Genomic DNA, 13,625 nt, shown 5'->3' with positions numbered 1-13,625 from the left:
TCACCGGAAGAGGCCCGTTGCAATGAGAATCAAGGATTTCGTCGACAGGATCCCTGGCGGCCTGATGCTGATGCCGCTGCTGCTCGGCGCGCTGTGCAAGACCTTCGTGCCGGGCGCACCCGCCTACTTCAAAGGCTTCACCATGGGAATCATGACCGGGGTCATTCCGATCCTGGCGGTCTGGTTCTTCTGCATGGGCGCCTCGATCAAACTCAGCGCCACCGGCACCGTGCTGCGCAAGTCGGGCACCATCGTGCTGACCAAGCTGCTCGCGGCCTGGGCCATCGTCATGGTGACCTCGCTGTTCATCCCCGCCGAGGGCATCCAGACCGGCTTCTTCGCCGGGCTGTCGATCCTGGCCATCGTCTGCGCGATGGACATGACCAATGGCGGCCTCTACGCCTCGCTGATGCAGACCTACGGCACCAAGGAGGAAGCCGGCGCCTTCGTGCTGACCTCCATCGAGTCCGGTCCGCTGATGAGCATGGTCATCCTCGGCGCCTCGGGGGTCGCGCATTTCGAGCCGCAGATCTTCATCGGCGCCGTGCTGCCGTTCCTGGCCGGCTTCGCGCTGGGCAACCTCGATCCGAAGCTGCGCGCCTTCTTCACGCCGGGCGGCATCCTGATGATCCCGTTCTTCGCCTTCGCCCTGGGCAACACGATCGACCTCAGCACGCTGCTCTCGCCGCTGGCCGGCCTGGGCGTGGTGCTGGCGCTGTCGGTGATCGTGCTGACCGGCATCCCGCTGATCCTGGCCGACAAGTTCATCGGCCGCGGCACCGGCACGGCCGGCCTCGCCGCCTCCTCCACCGCCGGCGCGGCGGCGGCCAACCCGCTGGCGATCGCCGCGGTGGCGCCGCAGTTCGTGCCCACGGCGCAGAGCGCCACGGTGCTGGTTGCCATTTGCATCATCGTCACCTCCATCGTGGTGCCGATCCTCACCGGCATCTGGTACAAGGCGTTCGGCAAGGGCATGGCCGAGCAGGCACGGGCGGATGACCCGGTGCCGCAGATGGCGCACGCGGACTGATCGCCTCGCGGCTGGCGCCCGGTCATCAACCGGCCGGTACGCCAGCCGCATTTCCCCCTTTGCTTGCCGAGAGGAAACAATCATGGACACACGTCAGGACATCCATGCCGCCGCCCTGGCCGGCTCGCCGGCGGCGACGGTGATCGACACCCGCCAGGCCATCCACAGCGACCATGCCCGCACGCTGGACACCGCCGGGCTGCGGCGCGAGTTCCTCGTCGAGGAAGTCTTCCGCCCCGACGCGCTGACGATGACCTACAGCCATATCGACCGCATCGTCGTCGGCGGCATCATGCCCGTCACTGCCCCGGTGGAGCTGCCCGCCTCGCTCGGCAAGTCCTACGGCGTCGCCTATTTCCTGGAACGGCGCGAGATGGGGCTGATCAATATCGGCGGTCCCGGCTGGGCGGAGCTGGACGGCGCGCGCTATGAAATCGGTTCCGAAGAGGCGTTGTATATCGGCCTCGGCGCGCGCGAGGTGCGTTTCGGCAGCGACGACCCTGCCCGGCCGGCGAAGTTCTATTACAACTCGGCCCCGGCGCACCGGCAGTTCCCCACCCGTCGCGTGACGCTCGCGGAAGCCGCTTCGGTGACGCTCGGCGATGCCCGCACCGCCAACCGCCGCACCATCCACAAGTTCTTCGTCCCCGACGTGCTGCCCACCTGCCAGCTCAGCATGGGCATGACCAAGCTCGCCGAGGGCAGCCTGTGGAACACCATGCCCTGCCACACGCATGAGCGGCGCATGGAGGTCTATCTGTATTTCAACCTGGCCTCGGACGCGGCGGTGTTCCACCTGATGGGCCAGCCGCAGGAGACCCGGCACATCGTCGTGCACAACGAGCAGGCGGTGATCTCGCCGAGCTGGTCGATCCATTCCGGCGTCGGCACCACCAACTACACCTTCATCTGGGGCATGGTGGGCGAGAACCAGACCTTCGACGACATGGACCATGTCGCCGTGGCGGACATGCGTTGAAGGACGGTCCGATGTTCGATCTGACAGGCAAGGTTGCCATCGTCACCGGCTGCGACACCGGCCTCGGCCAGGGCATGGCGCTCGCCCTGGCGCAGGCGGGCTGCGACATCGCCGGCATCAACGTGGTGGCCCCCACCGAGACGGCGCAGTTGATCGCCGGGACCGGCCGGCGCTTCTTCAACATCGAGGCCGATCTGCGCGGGGCCGATCCGGTCGCGCTGGTGGCACAGGTGGTGGCCGAGTACGGCCGCGTCGACATCCTGGTCAACAACGCCGGCATCATCCGTCGCGCCGACGCCATCGAGTTCAGCGAGAAGGACTGGGACGACGTCGTCGACCTGAACCTGAAGGCGGTGTTCTTCATGTCGCAGGCGGTGGCGCGGCAGTTCGTCAAGCAGGGCCAGGGCGGGCGCATCGTCAACATCGCCTCGATGCTGTCCTTCCAGGGCGGCATCCGCGTGCCGTCCTACACCGCCTCGAAAAGCGGCGTGATGGGGCTGACCAAGCTGATGGCGAACGAATGGTCGCAGCACGGCGTCACCGTGAACGCGATCGCGCCCGGCTACATGGCCACCAACAACACCGCGCCGCTGCGCGCCGATCCTGTGCGCAGCAAGGAAATCCTCGACCGCATCCCGGCCGCGCGCTGGGGCCTGCCGGCGGATCTGGCCGGGCCGGTGGTGTTCCTGGCCTCCGAAGCCTCGGCCTACGTCACCGGCCATACCCTCGCCGTCGACGGCGGCTGGCTGGCCCGCTGACGCGCGGCTCCGGCCGGGGCCGGATGGTCCCCGGCCGGATCTGCCGCATTTTACCTGAAAAACACTTCCGAAAAGGAACGACAGGATGTCTTCATTCGAGTCCGGCCGTCGCGTCGCGCTTGGCGCCATCGGTGCTGCGGCCCTGGCGGTTGCCGCCATCGCCACCCCGGCCCGCGCCGCCGAATCCGACACCGTGGCCGCCGCGGTCGAGGCGCTGCGCAGCGCCATGGTCAGCGGCAATGGCCCCGCCCTGGCGGCGCTGGTGGCCGATGACCTGACCTATGGCCATTCCAACGGACGGCTGCAGGACAAGGCGGATTTCCTGAAGGAGCTTGACGGCACCAACGCCTTCAAGTCGATCGATCTCTCGAAGCAGACCGTGTTCGTCGACGGCGACGTCGCCGTGGTGCGCCACGTCTTCGATGCCGTCAACAACCTGCCCGGCGGCAAGACCTCCACCGCGCATATCACGGTGCTGCAGGTCTGGAAGAAGTACGGCGCCAACTGGAAGCTGCTGGCCCGCCAGTCCGGCCCGCTGCCCCCGGTCTGATGCCGGATCCCACCGGCCTGTGCGTCAGGCCGGTGGGCCACGGTTTCACCGGGCTATCCGCCATGGCGGAAATGCCGCACCCTGACAGTCCACCAGAGGGGATGAAGGCATGCACTCTCACACAGGCCCCGCGGCGGTGTTGCTGGCCGGGGGGCTCGGCCGCCGGATGGGCGGCGGCGACAAGCCGTTGCGCCTTCTGGCCGGCCGCGCCCTGCTTGACCATGTGCTGGACGCCATTCGCCCGCAGGTGAGCGCGGTGGCGCTGAACGCCAATGGCGATCCGGCGCGCTTTGCCGCATGGGGCCTGCCGGTCATTGCCGACCCGTTGCCGGACAATCCAGGACCATTGGTAGGCGTGCTGGCAGGCATGCGCTGGGCAGAATCGCAGGGCGCCGCCGATGTGCTCTCGGTGCCCACCGATACCCCGTTCCTGCCGCCCGATCTGGTGCAGCGCCTTATTGCCGCGCGCTGTGCCGTCGACGTGCCGATCGCCTGCGCCGCCACCGGCGGGCGCACCCACCCGGTGATCGCGCTCTGGCCGGTCGTCCTGGCTGACGCGCTGGAGGCCGCCCTGCGCGCCGGCATGCGCAAGATCGACCGCTGGACCGCCGAACAGGGCGTGGCCGTGGTGGATTTCGACGATTACACGACGGACCCGTTCTTCAACGTCAACAGCCCCGAGGACCTTGCCCGCGCCGACGCGGTGCTTGCAGCCGGGCCGTAGGCATCCGGATCAGCTTTTTGATGTAGGGCGGATAAGCGCAGCGCAATCCGCCCACGCAAGCCGGCCAGTCTGTGGAAGCTTGCGATGGCGGATTGCGCTGCGCTTATCCGCCCTACGCTTGCAGTCCCACTTCCCACGAAATCATTCCAGCGTCTGCAGCTCGCCCAGCACCGTCGGCAGCAATTCCGCGACCGTCGGATGGATATGCACCGCGCGCTGCATCACCGTATAGGGCGCGCGCGCGTACATCAGGTCCAGCACGGCATGCACCACCTCGTCCCCGCCGGGACCCAGCACCGTCGCGCCGAGGATCTCCTGCGTGTCCGCATCGACCAGCACCCGCATGAAGCCGGCGGTTTCGCCCTTCTCGATGGCCCGCGCCACCCGTGTCATCGGGCGGTGCCCCACCAGCACGCTGCGTCCGGTCAGGCGGGCCTGCGCCGTCGTCAGGCCGACGCGTCCGAGCGGCGGGTCGACGTACAGCGCATAGGCGGGAATCCGCTCGCTGATCCGGCGCGGCTCGCCGTCCAGCAGGGTCGCGGCCACGATCTCGTAATCGTTGTAGGCGGTGTGGGTGAAGGCGCCGTGGCCGTTGCAGTCTCCCAGGGCCCAGACGCCCGGCACGCTGGTGCGCAACTGGTCGTCCACCACGATATGGCCGCGCTCGTCGATGTGGATGCCGGCCTCGGCCAGGCCGAGATCGTCGGTGTTGGGCCGCCGCCCGGTCGCGACCAGCAGATGCGAACCGGCGAGGTCCGGCGCACCTTCGGCGCAGTCCAGACGCACCGCGATGTCCTCGCCGTCGCGTCGCACGCCGATGCAGTGCGCGCCGGTGCGGATGGCCACGCCTTCGCCCTCCAGGATCGCCTGCACCGCCGCCGACACGTCCTCGTCCTCACGCCCGATCAGGCGCGGCCCCATTTCCACGATGGTGACGGCGCTGTCGAAGCGGCGGAACATCTGCGCGAATTCCAGGCCCACATAGCTGCCGCCGATCACGATCAGATGCCGCGGCAGGGTGGCGAGCGCCAGCAGCGAGGAATTCGTCAGGTACGGCACGTCCCCGAGGCCGGGCAGAGCGGGAATCGCCGCCCGCCCGCCGACATTGATGAAGATGCGCGGCGCGGTCAGGAGTTGCGGGCCCACGGCCAGCTCGTGGCCCGAGCGGAACCGCGCCTGGCCTTCGATCAGCGTGATGTTCTCGCTTCCCAGCAGGCTCGCCCGCAGGCCCTCGCGCGACTGCGCGACGATGTCGTCCTTGCGCGCGATCACCCGCGCCATGTCCACGCCAACCGGGCCCGCCACGGTCACGCCGAAATCGGCGGCCCGGCGCGCGAGATGGGCGGTGCGGGCAGAGGCAACCATGGCCTTGGTCGGCGTGCAGCCGGTGTTGACGCAGGTGCCGCCGATGCGGCCGCGTTCCACCACGGCCACCTTCATGCCGGTGGCCGCCAGTCGCAGGGCGAGCGAAGGTCCGGCCTGGCCGGTGCCGATGACGATGGCGTCATACGAGGGCATGGCAGTCCCCCTGGGTTGCGCGACGAGGTCGCCGGGTGTTGCAACCAGGCAGTCTAGGATCGCCCGCCCGATCCCCCGAAGCCAACTTCCGGTGGTCGCGCGGGACGCGACCTGCGCGGCGTCAATCCCCCTCCTGCTCCTGCCGTTCCGGCCGGTCGGCCTCGAACAGGTCGAGCAGTTCCTGGGCGGCCTGCTGCGTGCTCTGGATCAGCGCCTTCTCGTCGCGATAGATCGCATGGGTCTGCAGCAGCAGGCGCTCGTCATGGGCGCGGAACAGCTTCACCGCCCGCGATGCCCGTGTCGCCGGCACGTCCATCGCCCGCAGCACCAGTTCGGAAAGATGCAGGCTGGAATGGAAGGTGTCGCGCACGATGCCGTCGATGCCGCGATCCATCAGCAGATGCACATGCCGCCGGTTGCGCGCGCGCGACAGGATGGTCAGCTTCGGAAAGGTGCGCCGGGCCATTTCCACCACCCGCAGCGCTTCCTCCATGTCATCCAGCGCCACCACCAGCACGCGCGCGGTCTCGGCGCCGGCGGCGCGCAGCAAATCGGGGCGGGACGGATCGCCGAAATACACCTTCATCCCGAAGCGCCGCACCACCTCCACCTGCCCCGGGTCGCGTTCCAGCGCGGTGAAGCGGATCCCCTGCATGCGCAGCACGCGGCCGACGATCTGCCCGACCCGGCCGAACCCGGCCACGATCACCGGCGCCGAGCCATCGTCGATCGCATCATAGCGTGGCTCCTGCGCGCGGCTCAGGCGGGGGATCAGCACTGCCTCGCTGGCCGCGAACAGCAGCGGGGTCGCCACCATCGACAGCGCCACCACCAGCGTCGCCGCTTCCGCCACGTCGCGGGCGAGCGCGCCCACGCCCACCGCGGCGGTGAACAGCACGAAGGAGAACTCACTGCCCTGCGGCAGCGCCAGGGCGAAGCGCAGCGCGTTGCTGCCATCCAGCCGCGCCAGCCGTCCGAGCACGAACATCACCGCCGTCTTGACCACGAGCAGTCCGGCCACCGCGCCGGCGAAGACCAGCGGCGCCTGCGCCACCAGGCCGAGATTGGTGCCCATGCCGACCGAGATGAAGAAGAAGCCGAGCAACAGCCCTTCGAAGGGTTCGATATCGGCCTGCAACTCGTGGCGGTATTCGCTCTCGGAGAGCAGCACGCCGGCCAGGAAGGCCCCGAGCGACATCGACAACCCGGCGGCACTGGCGATCGTCGCGGCGCCTACCACGGTCAGCAGAGCCAGGGTGGTGAACAACTCGGGCGTGCGGGCACCGCCGATCGCGCGGAAGGCCGGGCGCATCAGGAAGCGCCCCGCGGCCAGGATGACGAGAATGGCTGCGACGCCGCGGGCGACCTCGAACCAGGGCACGCCGTCCGGCACCGCCGTCCCGCCCCCGAGCAGCGGCACCAGCGCGACCAGCGGAATGAATGCCAGGTCCTGGAACAGCAGCACGGCGAAGCCGTATCGGCCGGCCGGCGAGCCCAGCAGCTCGCGCTCGGCGAGCATCGGCAGCACGATGGCGGTGGAGGACAGCGCCAGTCCCGCCCCGAGCACGCTCGCCCCCGCCCAGCCGAAGCCGGCCAGGTGCGCCAGCACCGCGATGGCCAGGCCGGTCAGGACAAGCTGCGCCGTTCCCAGACCGAACACCGAGCGCCGCATCACCCACAGGCGCTGCGGCCGCACTTCGAGGCCGATCAGGAACAGCAGCATCACCACGCCAAGCTCGGCGACGTGGGCAATCTGCTCGACATCGGTCACCAGCCGCAGCCCGGACGGGCCGATGGCGATGCCGGCGAGCAGGTAGCCGAGCACGCTGCCGAAGCCGGCGCGGCGCGAGAGGGGAACGGCGAGGGCGGCGGCGGCCAGCAGGGCAGCGAGGGTTTCCAGCATGTCCCATAAGTAGTGCGAAACCGCCGGGGGATACCCCCGGCGGCTGCGTTTCGACCGACGCCGGAGCGGTCAGAAATAAGCGAGCGAGAGGAAGTAGCCGACGGTGGTGGACACGCCGACGCCGATCAGGCCCGGGACCATGAAGCTGTGGTTCAGCAGGTATTTGCCGATATGGGTGGTGCCGGAGCGGTCCATGTTGATGGCGGCGAGATCGCTCGGATAGAAGGCGAAGAAGAAATAGGCGTAGCTCGACGCCATCACCCCGAGCAGCAGATGCGTCGGCAGGCCGAGCGCGATGCCGAAGGGGATCATGATGGTCAGCGTCGCCGCCTGGCTCTTGACGAAGGCGGAGACCGCGAACATCGCCAGCGCGAAGGTCCAGGGCGCGTACTCGACCATCGCCTTGATCTGCGCGATCAGGAAGGTCTTGTTGCCGTTGACGAAGCAGTCGCTCATCCAGGCGATGCCGAAGATCGACACCACCGCGATCATGCCCGCGGTGAACACGCTCGAGCGCGCGATGTCGGCGGCCTTGATGTTGCCGGCGAACATGATGAAGGCGCCGAAGGAGAGCATGACGATCTGCACGACGGTGGTCATCGGCAGGGTGGCGGTGCCGTAATGCGGCAGGAATTGCGGGAACAGCGCCAGCAGCACCACGAGCAGGATGCCGCTGAAGAACAGGGCCACCGACAGGGCGGCGGTCTTCGGCAGTTGCTTGCCGAGGGTGGTGACGTCCTGTTCCAGGACCGCGCGGAAGGCGGGATCCTTCAGCCGTGCCTGGAACTCCGGGTCACGATCGAGATCGAGGCCGCGGCGCATGCTCCAAAGCGCCGCGGCCAGCACGCCGATCACGCCCGCGGGCAGGGTCACCTTGATGATGTCGAGCAGCCCCACCGGCTGTGACGTCTTCGCCGCCATCGCCAGGAAGGTGGTGACCGCCGCGGCCACCGGGCTCGCGGTGATGCCCATCTGGGATGCCACCGAGGAGATCGCCATCGGCCGTTCCGGGCGGATTTTGGTCTTCAGCGCCACGTCGGCGATCACCGGCAGCAGCGAATAGACGGCATGGCCGGTGCCGACGCAGACGGTCAGGAAGAAGGTGCAGAGCGGGGCCAGGATGGTCACCCGTTGCGGATGCGCGCGCAGCAGGCGCTCGGTGCGCTGCACCAGCCAGTCGAGCCCGCCGGCCACCTGAAGCGTGGCCGAGGCGGTCACCACGGCGAGGATGATCAGCATCACCGTGACCGGCGGTTCCGATGGCGGATTGCCGAAGCCGAAGGTCAGGACGGTGACACCGAGCCCGCCCAGCATGCCCAGAGCCACCCCGCCTCGTCGAATGCCAATGAGGATGGCGCCGAGAACCAGCGCGAACTGCAAGAAGAAGCTGAGCATGACGACCCCCATTCAGGTCTTTCGCCCACGCTAGGCTGCCATGTCCTCTTGTCTGTATGAGATGGATCAATTGGCCGGAGAAATTCGCGCACTGGGTGCAATTGCATCATCACGCCGGGGCTGGTGCTGCGTGACAGGCGCGGGGCCATGTTTCCGGGGGGCGGTTGATCCTTGCCGCCGCCGCGCCACATCAGCGCGGCAACGGAGGAGCCCCATGGACAGCAACGCGACCGCCCGCAGCGATGCCGAGTGGCAGAACACCCTCACCCCCGAGCAGTATCGTGTCCTGCGCCGGCACGGCACCGAACATGCCGGCACCAGCCCGCTGAATTACGAGAAGCGGACCGGCACCTTTGTCTGTGCCGGCTGCGGCCAGAAACTCTTTGCCAGTGATACCAAATACGAAAGCGGCAGCGGCTGGCCGAGCTTCTGGGCCCCACTGGAAGGGGCCGTCGAAACCAGCCAGGACCGGTCCCTGTTCATGGTCCGCACCGAAGTGCATTGCAGCCGCTGCAAGGGCCATCTCGGTCATGTCTTCCCGGATGGCCCGGCACCGACCGGGCAGCGCTACTGCATGAACGGCGTGGCGATGGTCTTCGAGCCGGCCGGCGAGGCCCCCGGCACGTCCTGAGCTCAGCCGAGGCTGGGGAGGCTGGGCAGGAAAGGAAGGAGGGCGTCCCCCCACAGCAGCCAGCCCAGCGAGCCCAGCCCCAGCAGCATGCAGTAATAGCCGAAGGGATTGAGCGCCCAGTTGTCGTGGCCGCGGAAGTAGCGCATCAGGAACCAGGTGGAGAGCCAGGCGGTCACGCCGGCGACCACCGCGGCCACTGCCGACATCTGGAAGATCGCCGGGTCGACATCGGCCCGCAGCAGCTTCGGCACCTCCAGCACGGTAGCGCCGATGATGATGGGGGTGGCGATCAGGAAGGAGAACCGGGCCGCGCCTTCATGGTCGATGCCGCGCAGCAGCCCGCCGACGATGGTGGCACCGGAGCGCGAGATGCCGGGGATCAGGGCCGTGCACTGGCACAGGCCGATCAGCAGGGCGTCGCGCGCCGTCAGTTGCGCCAGGGGACGGTGCCCGTTGCGGCGCAGCCGCTCGGCGAGCAGCAGGACCAGCCCGTTCACCGCCAGGAAGGACGCGGCGACCAGGGGACTTGCGAACAGGCCGCGGACGTATTTTTCCAGCGCGAAGCCGACGATCACGGCGGGAATGGTGGCGATGACGATCAGCACGAACAACAGGCGGGAATCATTGACTTCCTGATTCCGGCCGAAGCCGAACAGCCCGCGCAGGATGCCCCACCAGTCGCGCCAGAAATACAGCAGCAGCGCCGTCGCGGTGCCGGCATGCAGCATCACCAGGAAGGGCAGGAAGGCGGGCGCGCGCTGGTCGAGGTCCCAGCCGAGCAGGGCCGGCAGGACCACCGCATGACCCAGGCTGCTGACGGGGAACAACTCGGTGGCGCCTTGCAGCACGGCGACAGCGATGGCCTGGATGGTATTCATGCGGAGTCCCGCTCCTGCGTCATGGCGACGGCGGGAATGGCGGAACTGCCTGCCGGATGCAACCGCGACGTCAGGCGGCGGGGGTCACCGTGAAGCCGGCCTCGGTGATCGCCGCCTGCAGCGCCGCGGGGGCCGCCTGCGAGTCGATCGTCACCAGGTGCGTGTCCAGGTCGGCTTCCACCCGTGCCGCCGGATCGACACCCTGCACGGCGCCGGTGATGCTGCGCACGCAGCCATTGCAACTCATGTCGGGGACGGAAAAGCGGGGCATGGCAGTCTCCTTCAAGCGTCGGGGGATCGTAGCGCAGCCCGGCGGAACCTGACCATGGCCGAAGGCCCGCCCGCGTCGCGGCGCCGCCCCCGGGCAACCGCATGCGATCGTGCTCGGAATCCTGCCCGGTCCATCGTTCCTGGTTTGAAAGTTCACGCGCACTGCAATCCGTTGAACACCCCCACTACCGACCGAGGCTGTCCGGTCTTGTGCGCATCATCGCGCTGCAGTCTTTCCACCTGCGATCCATGCATATTTCCGCATGCCTGCTGTTGGCATGACCCATCCTTGCAATGAACAAGAAATTTTCTCCCCAGAGCGCCCCGCCCCGTCATGAGTTCTTTTATTGTTAATATATTACAATAGTAATTCTGTAACGATATGCGGCAGGAATAAATTTAATCGGTGCAAATCCGCTTCGATCACGCAGAATCGATGTCCATTGTGGGCATTGTTCGATACACGTAGTTGACGACTGAAATTATGAATACGTAATATTCCTGATGACCATTCACGGGCCAGGCGGTCCGCCGAAGCGGCAAGACATTTCTGCCCCGAGCCTAACCAGATCCTGAGGAACGGAATTCATGAGTGTATCGGACTTTCATTCGTTGCACACGAGTGCGCACAGGAGTGTGCACGCTGCTGTGCATCCCGATGCAGACTTGCTGTTGCTCTGTGCCGATCTGGGGGCCGCCCAGGCAGTGATGGACCAGTGGAGCGCCGACCAGACCGACGACACCGACGGGGAAGCCGCCAGCGAGGAATGGAACAGGCTCGTCACCCGCATCATCGATACGCCCGCCCAGACCCTTGCCGGGGTTCGTGCCAAAGCCGATGTGCTGCGCACGGCGATCTGCGAGTACATCCCCGACAACTCGCTCGAGCGCGAACACCGCCTGGCCTTGTCACTGGTGAAGGATCTCCTCGCCACGACGGCATGCGTTCCCTATTGACATAACCTGGCTGTCCCACGGACCCAGCGTGGCGATGGGAGGACTGCGCAGGCATGCCTTCTATCCCCGTCGCTCCGATATGCGCGGACGGTAGGCCAGTGCCTCGGCAATGTCGGTGCGCCGGATTGCCTCGGCACCAGCCAGATCGGCAATGCTGCGAGCGACCCGCAGTGTACGGATGAAACCACGGTTCGACAGGCCCAGGCGCTCCGCCGCCTGTTCGGCCAGCGTCCGCGCCTCTGGCACCAGGGCGAATTGCGTTGCATCCGCCTCGGCATTGGTGACGGGTCCCGCCGTTCCGGCACGTACCCGCTGACGCTCCCGCGCGGCTGCCACCCGGGTGGCGACGGGGCCACTCGCCTCGCCGGGCGGCGCGCGTGAGAGCGCGGCGGGGGAAGCCGCTTCCACCTCCACCACCAGGTCGATGCGATCAAGCAGCGGCCCGCTGATGCGCATCCGGTACTCCTCGCCGCAGCGTGGAGCACGCCCGCATTCACGCGCGGCATTGCCAAGATAGCCGCAGCGGCACGGGTTCATCGCGGCGATCAGTTGGAAACGGGCGGGATAGGTGACATGGGCGCTGGCGCGCGAGACCGTGGTGCGGCCGGTTTCCATCGGCTGGCGCAGCGCTTCCAGCGTTGCCCGTGGGAATTCCGGCAATTCGTCGAGGAACAGCACGCCCCGGTGGGCAAGGCTGATCTCTCCGGGCCGGGCGCGATGGCCGCCACCGGTCAACGCCGCCTGGGAGGCAGAGTGATGCGGGTCGCGGAAGGGCGGGCGCATGACCAGCCGGCCGCCGTCGAGGATGCCGGCCACCGAATGGATCATCGATACCTCCAGCGCCTCCAGCGGCGAGAGGTCAGGCAACAGGCCAGGCAGGCGGGCGGCCAACATCGACTTGCCGCTGCCCGGCGGACCCACGAACAAAAGGTTATGCGCTCCGGCGGCGGCGATCTCCAGCGCACGCCGCGCCGTCTCCAGCCCGCGCACCTCCGCGAGGTCGGGGGCGGCGGAAGCAGGGGCGCGACCAGCCAGCTCCGGCGGGCTCAGCACCTGCAGACCCTTGAAGTGATTGACGATGCCCAGCAGGTCCGGGGCGGCGAGCACGCGAATGTCGCCAGCCCAGGCCGCCTCGCCGCCCTGCGCGGCCGGGCAGACCAGCCCGAGCCCCAGCGCCGAGGCACCGATCGCCGCGGGCAGCACCCCGGCCACCGGGTTCAGCGATCCATCCAGCGACAGCTCGCCCAGCGCCGCATACTCGCCGACCTCCTCGCGCGGCAGCACCTCCATGGCGGCGAGCACGGCCAGCGCGATCGGCAGGTCGAAATGGCTGCCTTCCTTGAGCAGGTCGGCCGGGGCCAGATTGATCAGCACGCGCTTGGGCGGCAAGGACAGGCCCATGGCGCTGAGCGCGGCCCGCACCCGCTCGCGCGCCTCGGCAACGGCCTTGTCGGCAAGCCCCACCACCAGGAAGGCCGGGAGGCCGCGGGAGATCTGAACCTGCACTTCCACAGGCACCGCCTCGATGCCGGAGAAGGTAAAGCACTGGACGCGCGCGATGGTCATTGCGCGGCCAGCATGGCATATCGATACGATTTTGGAATTAGTTAATCATTGCCGTGCCGTGCGAATGGGCCTGGGCCGCGAAGTGGACCAAGGGGGCCTTGTGGCCATCGCGCGAATGCAGGCCGGCCAACCATGCCGGGGCAAGGACAGGGCCCTTGCCTGACCCTGAATGCCCATGAGGCGAGGCCGGGTGATACGGATACAATCGGCAAAATGAATTGATTTTGCTTATCTTCTCATATACTGACACTGTTTGACCGAGGGAAATGGATTTCGCCCGCAAGGGTTGCCCTGCCCCGCCTGTCGTCGCGGCTGATCTGCTGACGTGTTTGCGTTCAATTTGTTGCAATTTCGCCTTTTATCACTCGTTCGGAATGGACAGCCTGCCGGTGGGCAGCCGATAGGGATTGCCATGGCGAGGCTTCTCCCCGACACCGCGGGACACGATCAGGTCGTCGACCCTTGG

13 protein-coding genes are annotated in these 13,625 nt (G+C 67.6%); 7 read left to right on the top strand and 6 right to left on the bottom strand.

All coding sequences use genetic code 11. The annotated features are described in order from the left end of the window. The first annotated feature begins 22 nt into the window (after positions 1–22). The 5 genes from NBY65_RS24665 (at position 23) to mobA (ending at position 4,041) form a co-directional block, all read left to right on the top strand. Positions 23–1,030 (top strand): 2-keto-3-deoxygluconate permease, encoded by a 1,008-nt coding sequence (locus NBY65_RS24665; protein WP_150040870.1) that lies wholly within the window; start codon positions 23–25, stop codon positions 1,028–1,030. Between the two features lie 82 nt (positions 1,031–1,112). Next, the gene (gene kduI, locus NBY65_RS24660) at positions 1,113–2,009 is read left to right on the top strand and encodes a 5-dehydro-4-deoxy-D-glucuronate isomerase (RefSeq protein ID WP_203330482.1); all 897 of its coding nucleotides are present in this window, start codon (positions 1,113–1,115) and stop codon (positions 2,007–2,009) included. A gap of 11 nt (positions 2,010–2,020) precedes the next feature. Beyond that, positions 2,021–2,767 (top strand): 2-dehydro-3-deoxy-D-gluconate 5-dehydrogenase KduD, encoded by a 747-nt coding sequence (kduD, locus tag NBY65_RS24655; protein WP_150040871.1) that lies wholly within the window; start codon positions 2,021–2,023, stop codon positions 2,765–2,767. Between the two features lie 85 nt (positions 2,768–2,852). Then, positions 2,853–3,317, top strand: a complete 465-nt coding sequence (locus NBY65_RS24650) for a nuclear transport factor 2 family protein (protein ID WP_150040872.1) — start codon at positions 2,853–2,855, stop codon at positions 3,315–3,317. 109 nt (positions 3,318–3,426) lie between these two features. Continuing rightward, positions 3,427–4,041, top strand: a complete 615-nt coding sequence (gene mobA / locus NBY65_RS24645; protein ID WP_150040873.1) for a molybdenum cofactor guanylyltransferase MobA — start codon at positions 3,427–3,429, stop codon at positions 4,039–4,041. 141 nt (positions 4,042–4,182) lie between these two features. Here mobA and NBY65_RS24640 read toward each other — a convergent pair whose 3' ends face one another. The 3 genes from NBY65_RS24640 to NBY65_RS24630 form a co-directional block, all read right to left on the bottom strand. Further along, entirely contained in the window at positions 4,183–5,559 is a 1,377-nt protein-coding gene (locus NBY65_RS24640; protein WP_150040874.1) for an FAD-containing oxidoreductase, read from the bottom strand. Positions 5,560–5,680: 121 nt separating this feature from the next. After that, complete coding sequence (locus tag NBY65_RS24635; protein WP_150040875.1) at positions 5,681–7,462, bottom strand: monovalent cation:proton antiporter-2 (CPA2) family protein; 1,782 nt, start codon at positions 7,460–7,462, stop codon at positions 5,681–5,683. Between the two features lie 69 nt (positions 7,463–7,531). Beyond that, entirely contained in the window at positions 7,532–8,857 is a 1,326-nt protein-coding gene (locus NBY65_RS24630) for an anaerobic C4-dicarboxylate transporter (protein WP_150040876.1), read from the bottom strand. 214 nt (positions 8,858–9,071) lie between these two features. Between NBY65_RS24630 and msrB the strand changes: the two genes are divergently transcribed. Continuing rightward, a complete protein-coding gene (gene msrB, locus NBY65_RS24625; protein WP_150040877.1) occupies positions 9,072–9,488 on the top strand; it encodes a peptide-methionine (R)-S-oxide reductase MsrB in 417 nt (138 codons plus the stop codon). 2 nt (positions 9,489–9,490) lie between these two features. Here msrB and NBY65_RS24620 read toward each other — a convergent pair whose 3' ends face one another. Both NBY65_RS24620 and NBY65_RS24615 read right to left on the bottom strand, forming a co-directional pair. Next, positions 9,491–10,366, bottom strand: a complete 876-nt coding sequence (locus tag NBY65_RS24620) for an undecaprenyl-diphosphate phosphatase (RefSeq protein WP_150040878.1) — start codon at positions 10,364–10,366, stop codon at positions 9,491–9,493. A 70-nt stretch (positions 10,367–10,436) separates the two neighbouring features. Continuing rightward, positions 10,437–10,637 (bottom strand): heavy-metal-associated domain-containing protein, encoded by a 201-nt coding sequence (locus NBY65_RS24615; RefSeq protein ID WP_150040879.1) that lies wholly within the window; start codon positions 10,635–10,637, stop codon positions 10,437–10,439. A 647-nt stretch (positions 10,638–11,284) separates the two neighbouring features. Between NBY65_RS24615 and NBY65_RS24610 the strand changes: the two genes are divergently transcribed. Continuing rightward, positions 11,285–11,593: a hypothetical protein gene (locus NBY65_RS24610; protein WP_250265739.1), complete on the top strand. Its 309-nt coding sequence runs from the start codon at positions 11,285–11,287 to the stop codon at positions 11,591–11,593. A gap of 60 nt (positions 11,594–11,653) precedes the next feature. Here the strand turns inward: NBY65_RS24610 and NBY65_RS24605 are convergent, their stop codons facing one another. After that, a complete protein-coding gene (locus NBY65_RS24605; RefSeq protein ID WP_150040881.1) occupies positions 11,654–13,159 on the bottom strand; it encodes a YifB family Mg chelatase-like AAA ATPase in 1,506 nt (501 codons plus the stop codon). Positions 13,160–13,625 lie beyond the last annotated feature (466 nt).

It is taken from the genome of Rhodovastum atsumiense, from assembly GCF_937425535.1.
Lineage (GTDB): Bacteria > Pseudomonadota > Alphaproteobacteria > Acetobacterales > Acetobacteraceae > Rhodovastum > Rhodovastum atsumiense.
Note: the sequence above shows the minus strand (reverse complement) of the source record. Positions and strands in the feature narration are given on the sequence as shown.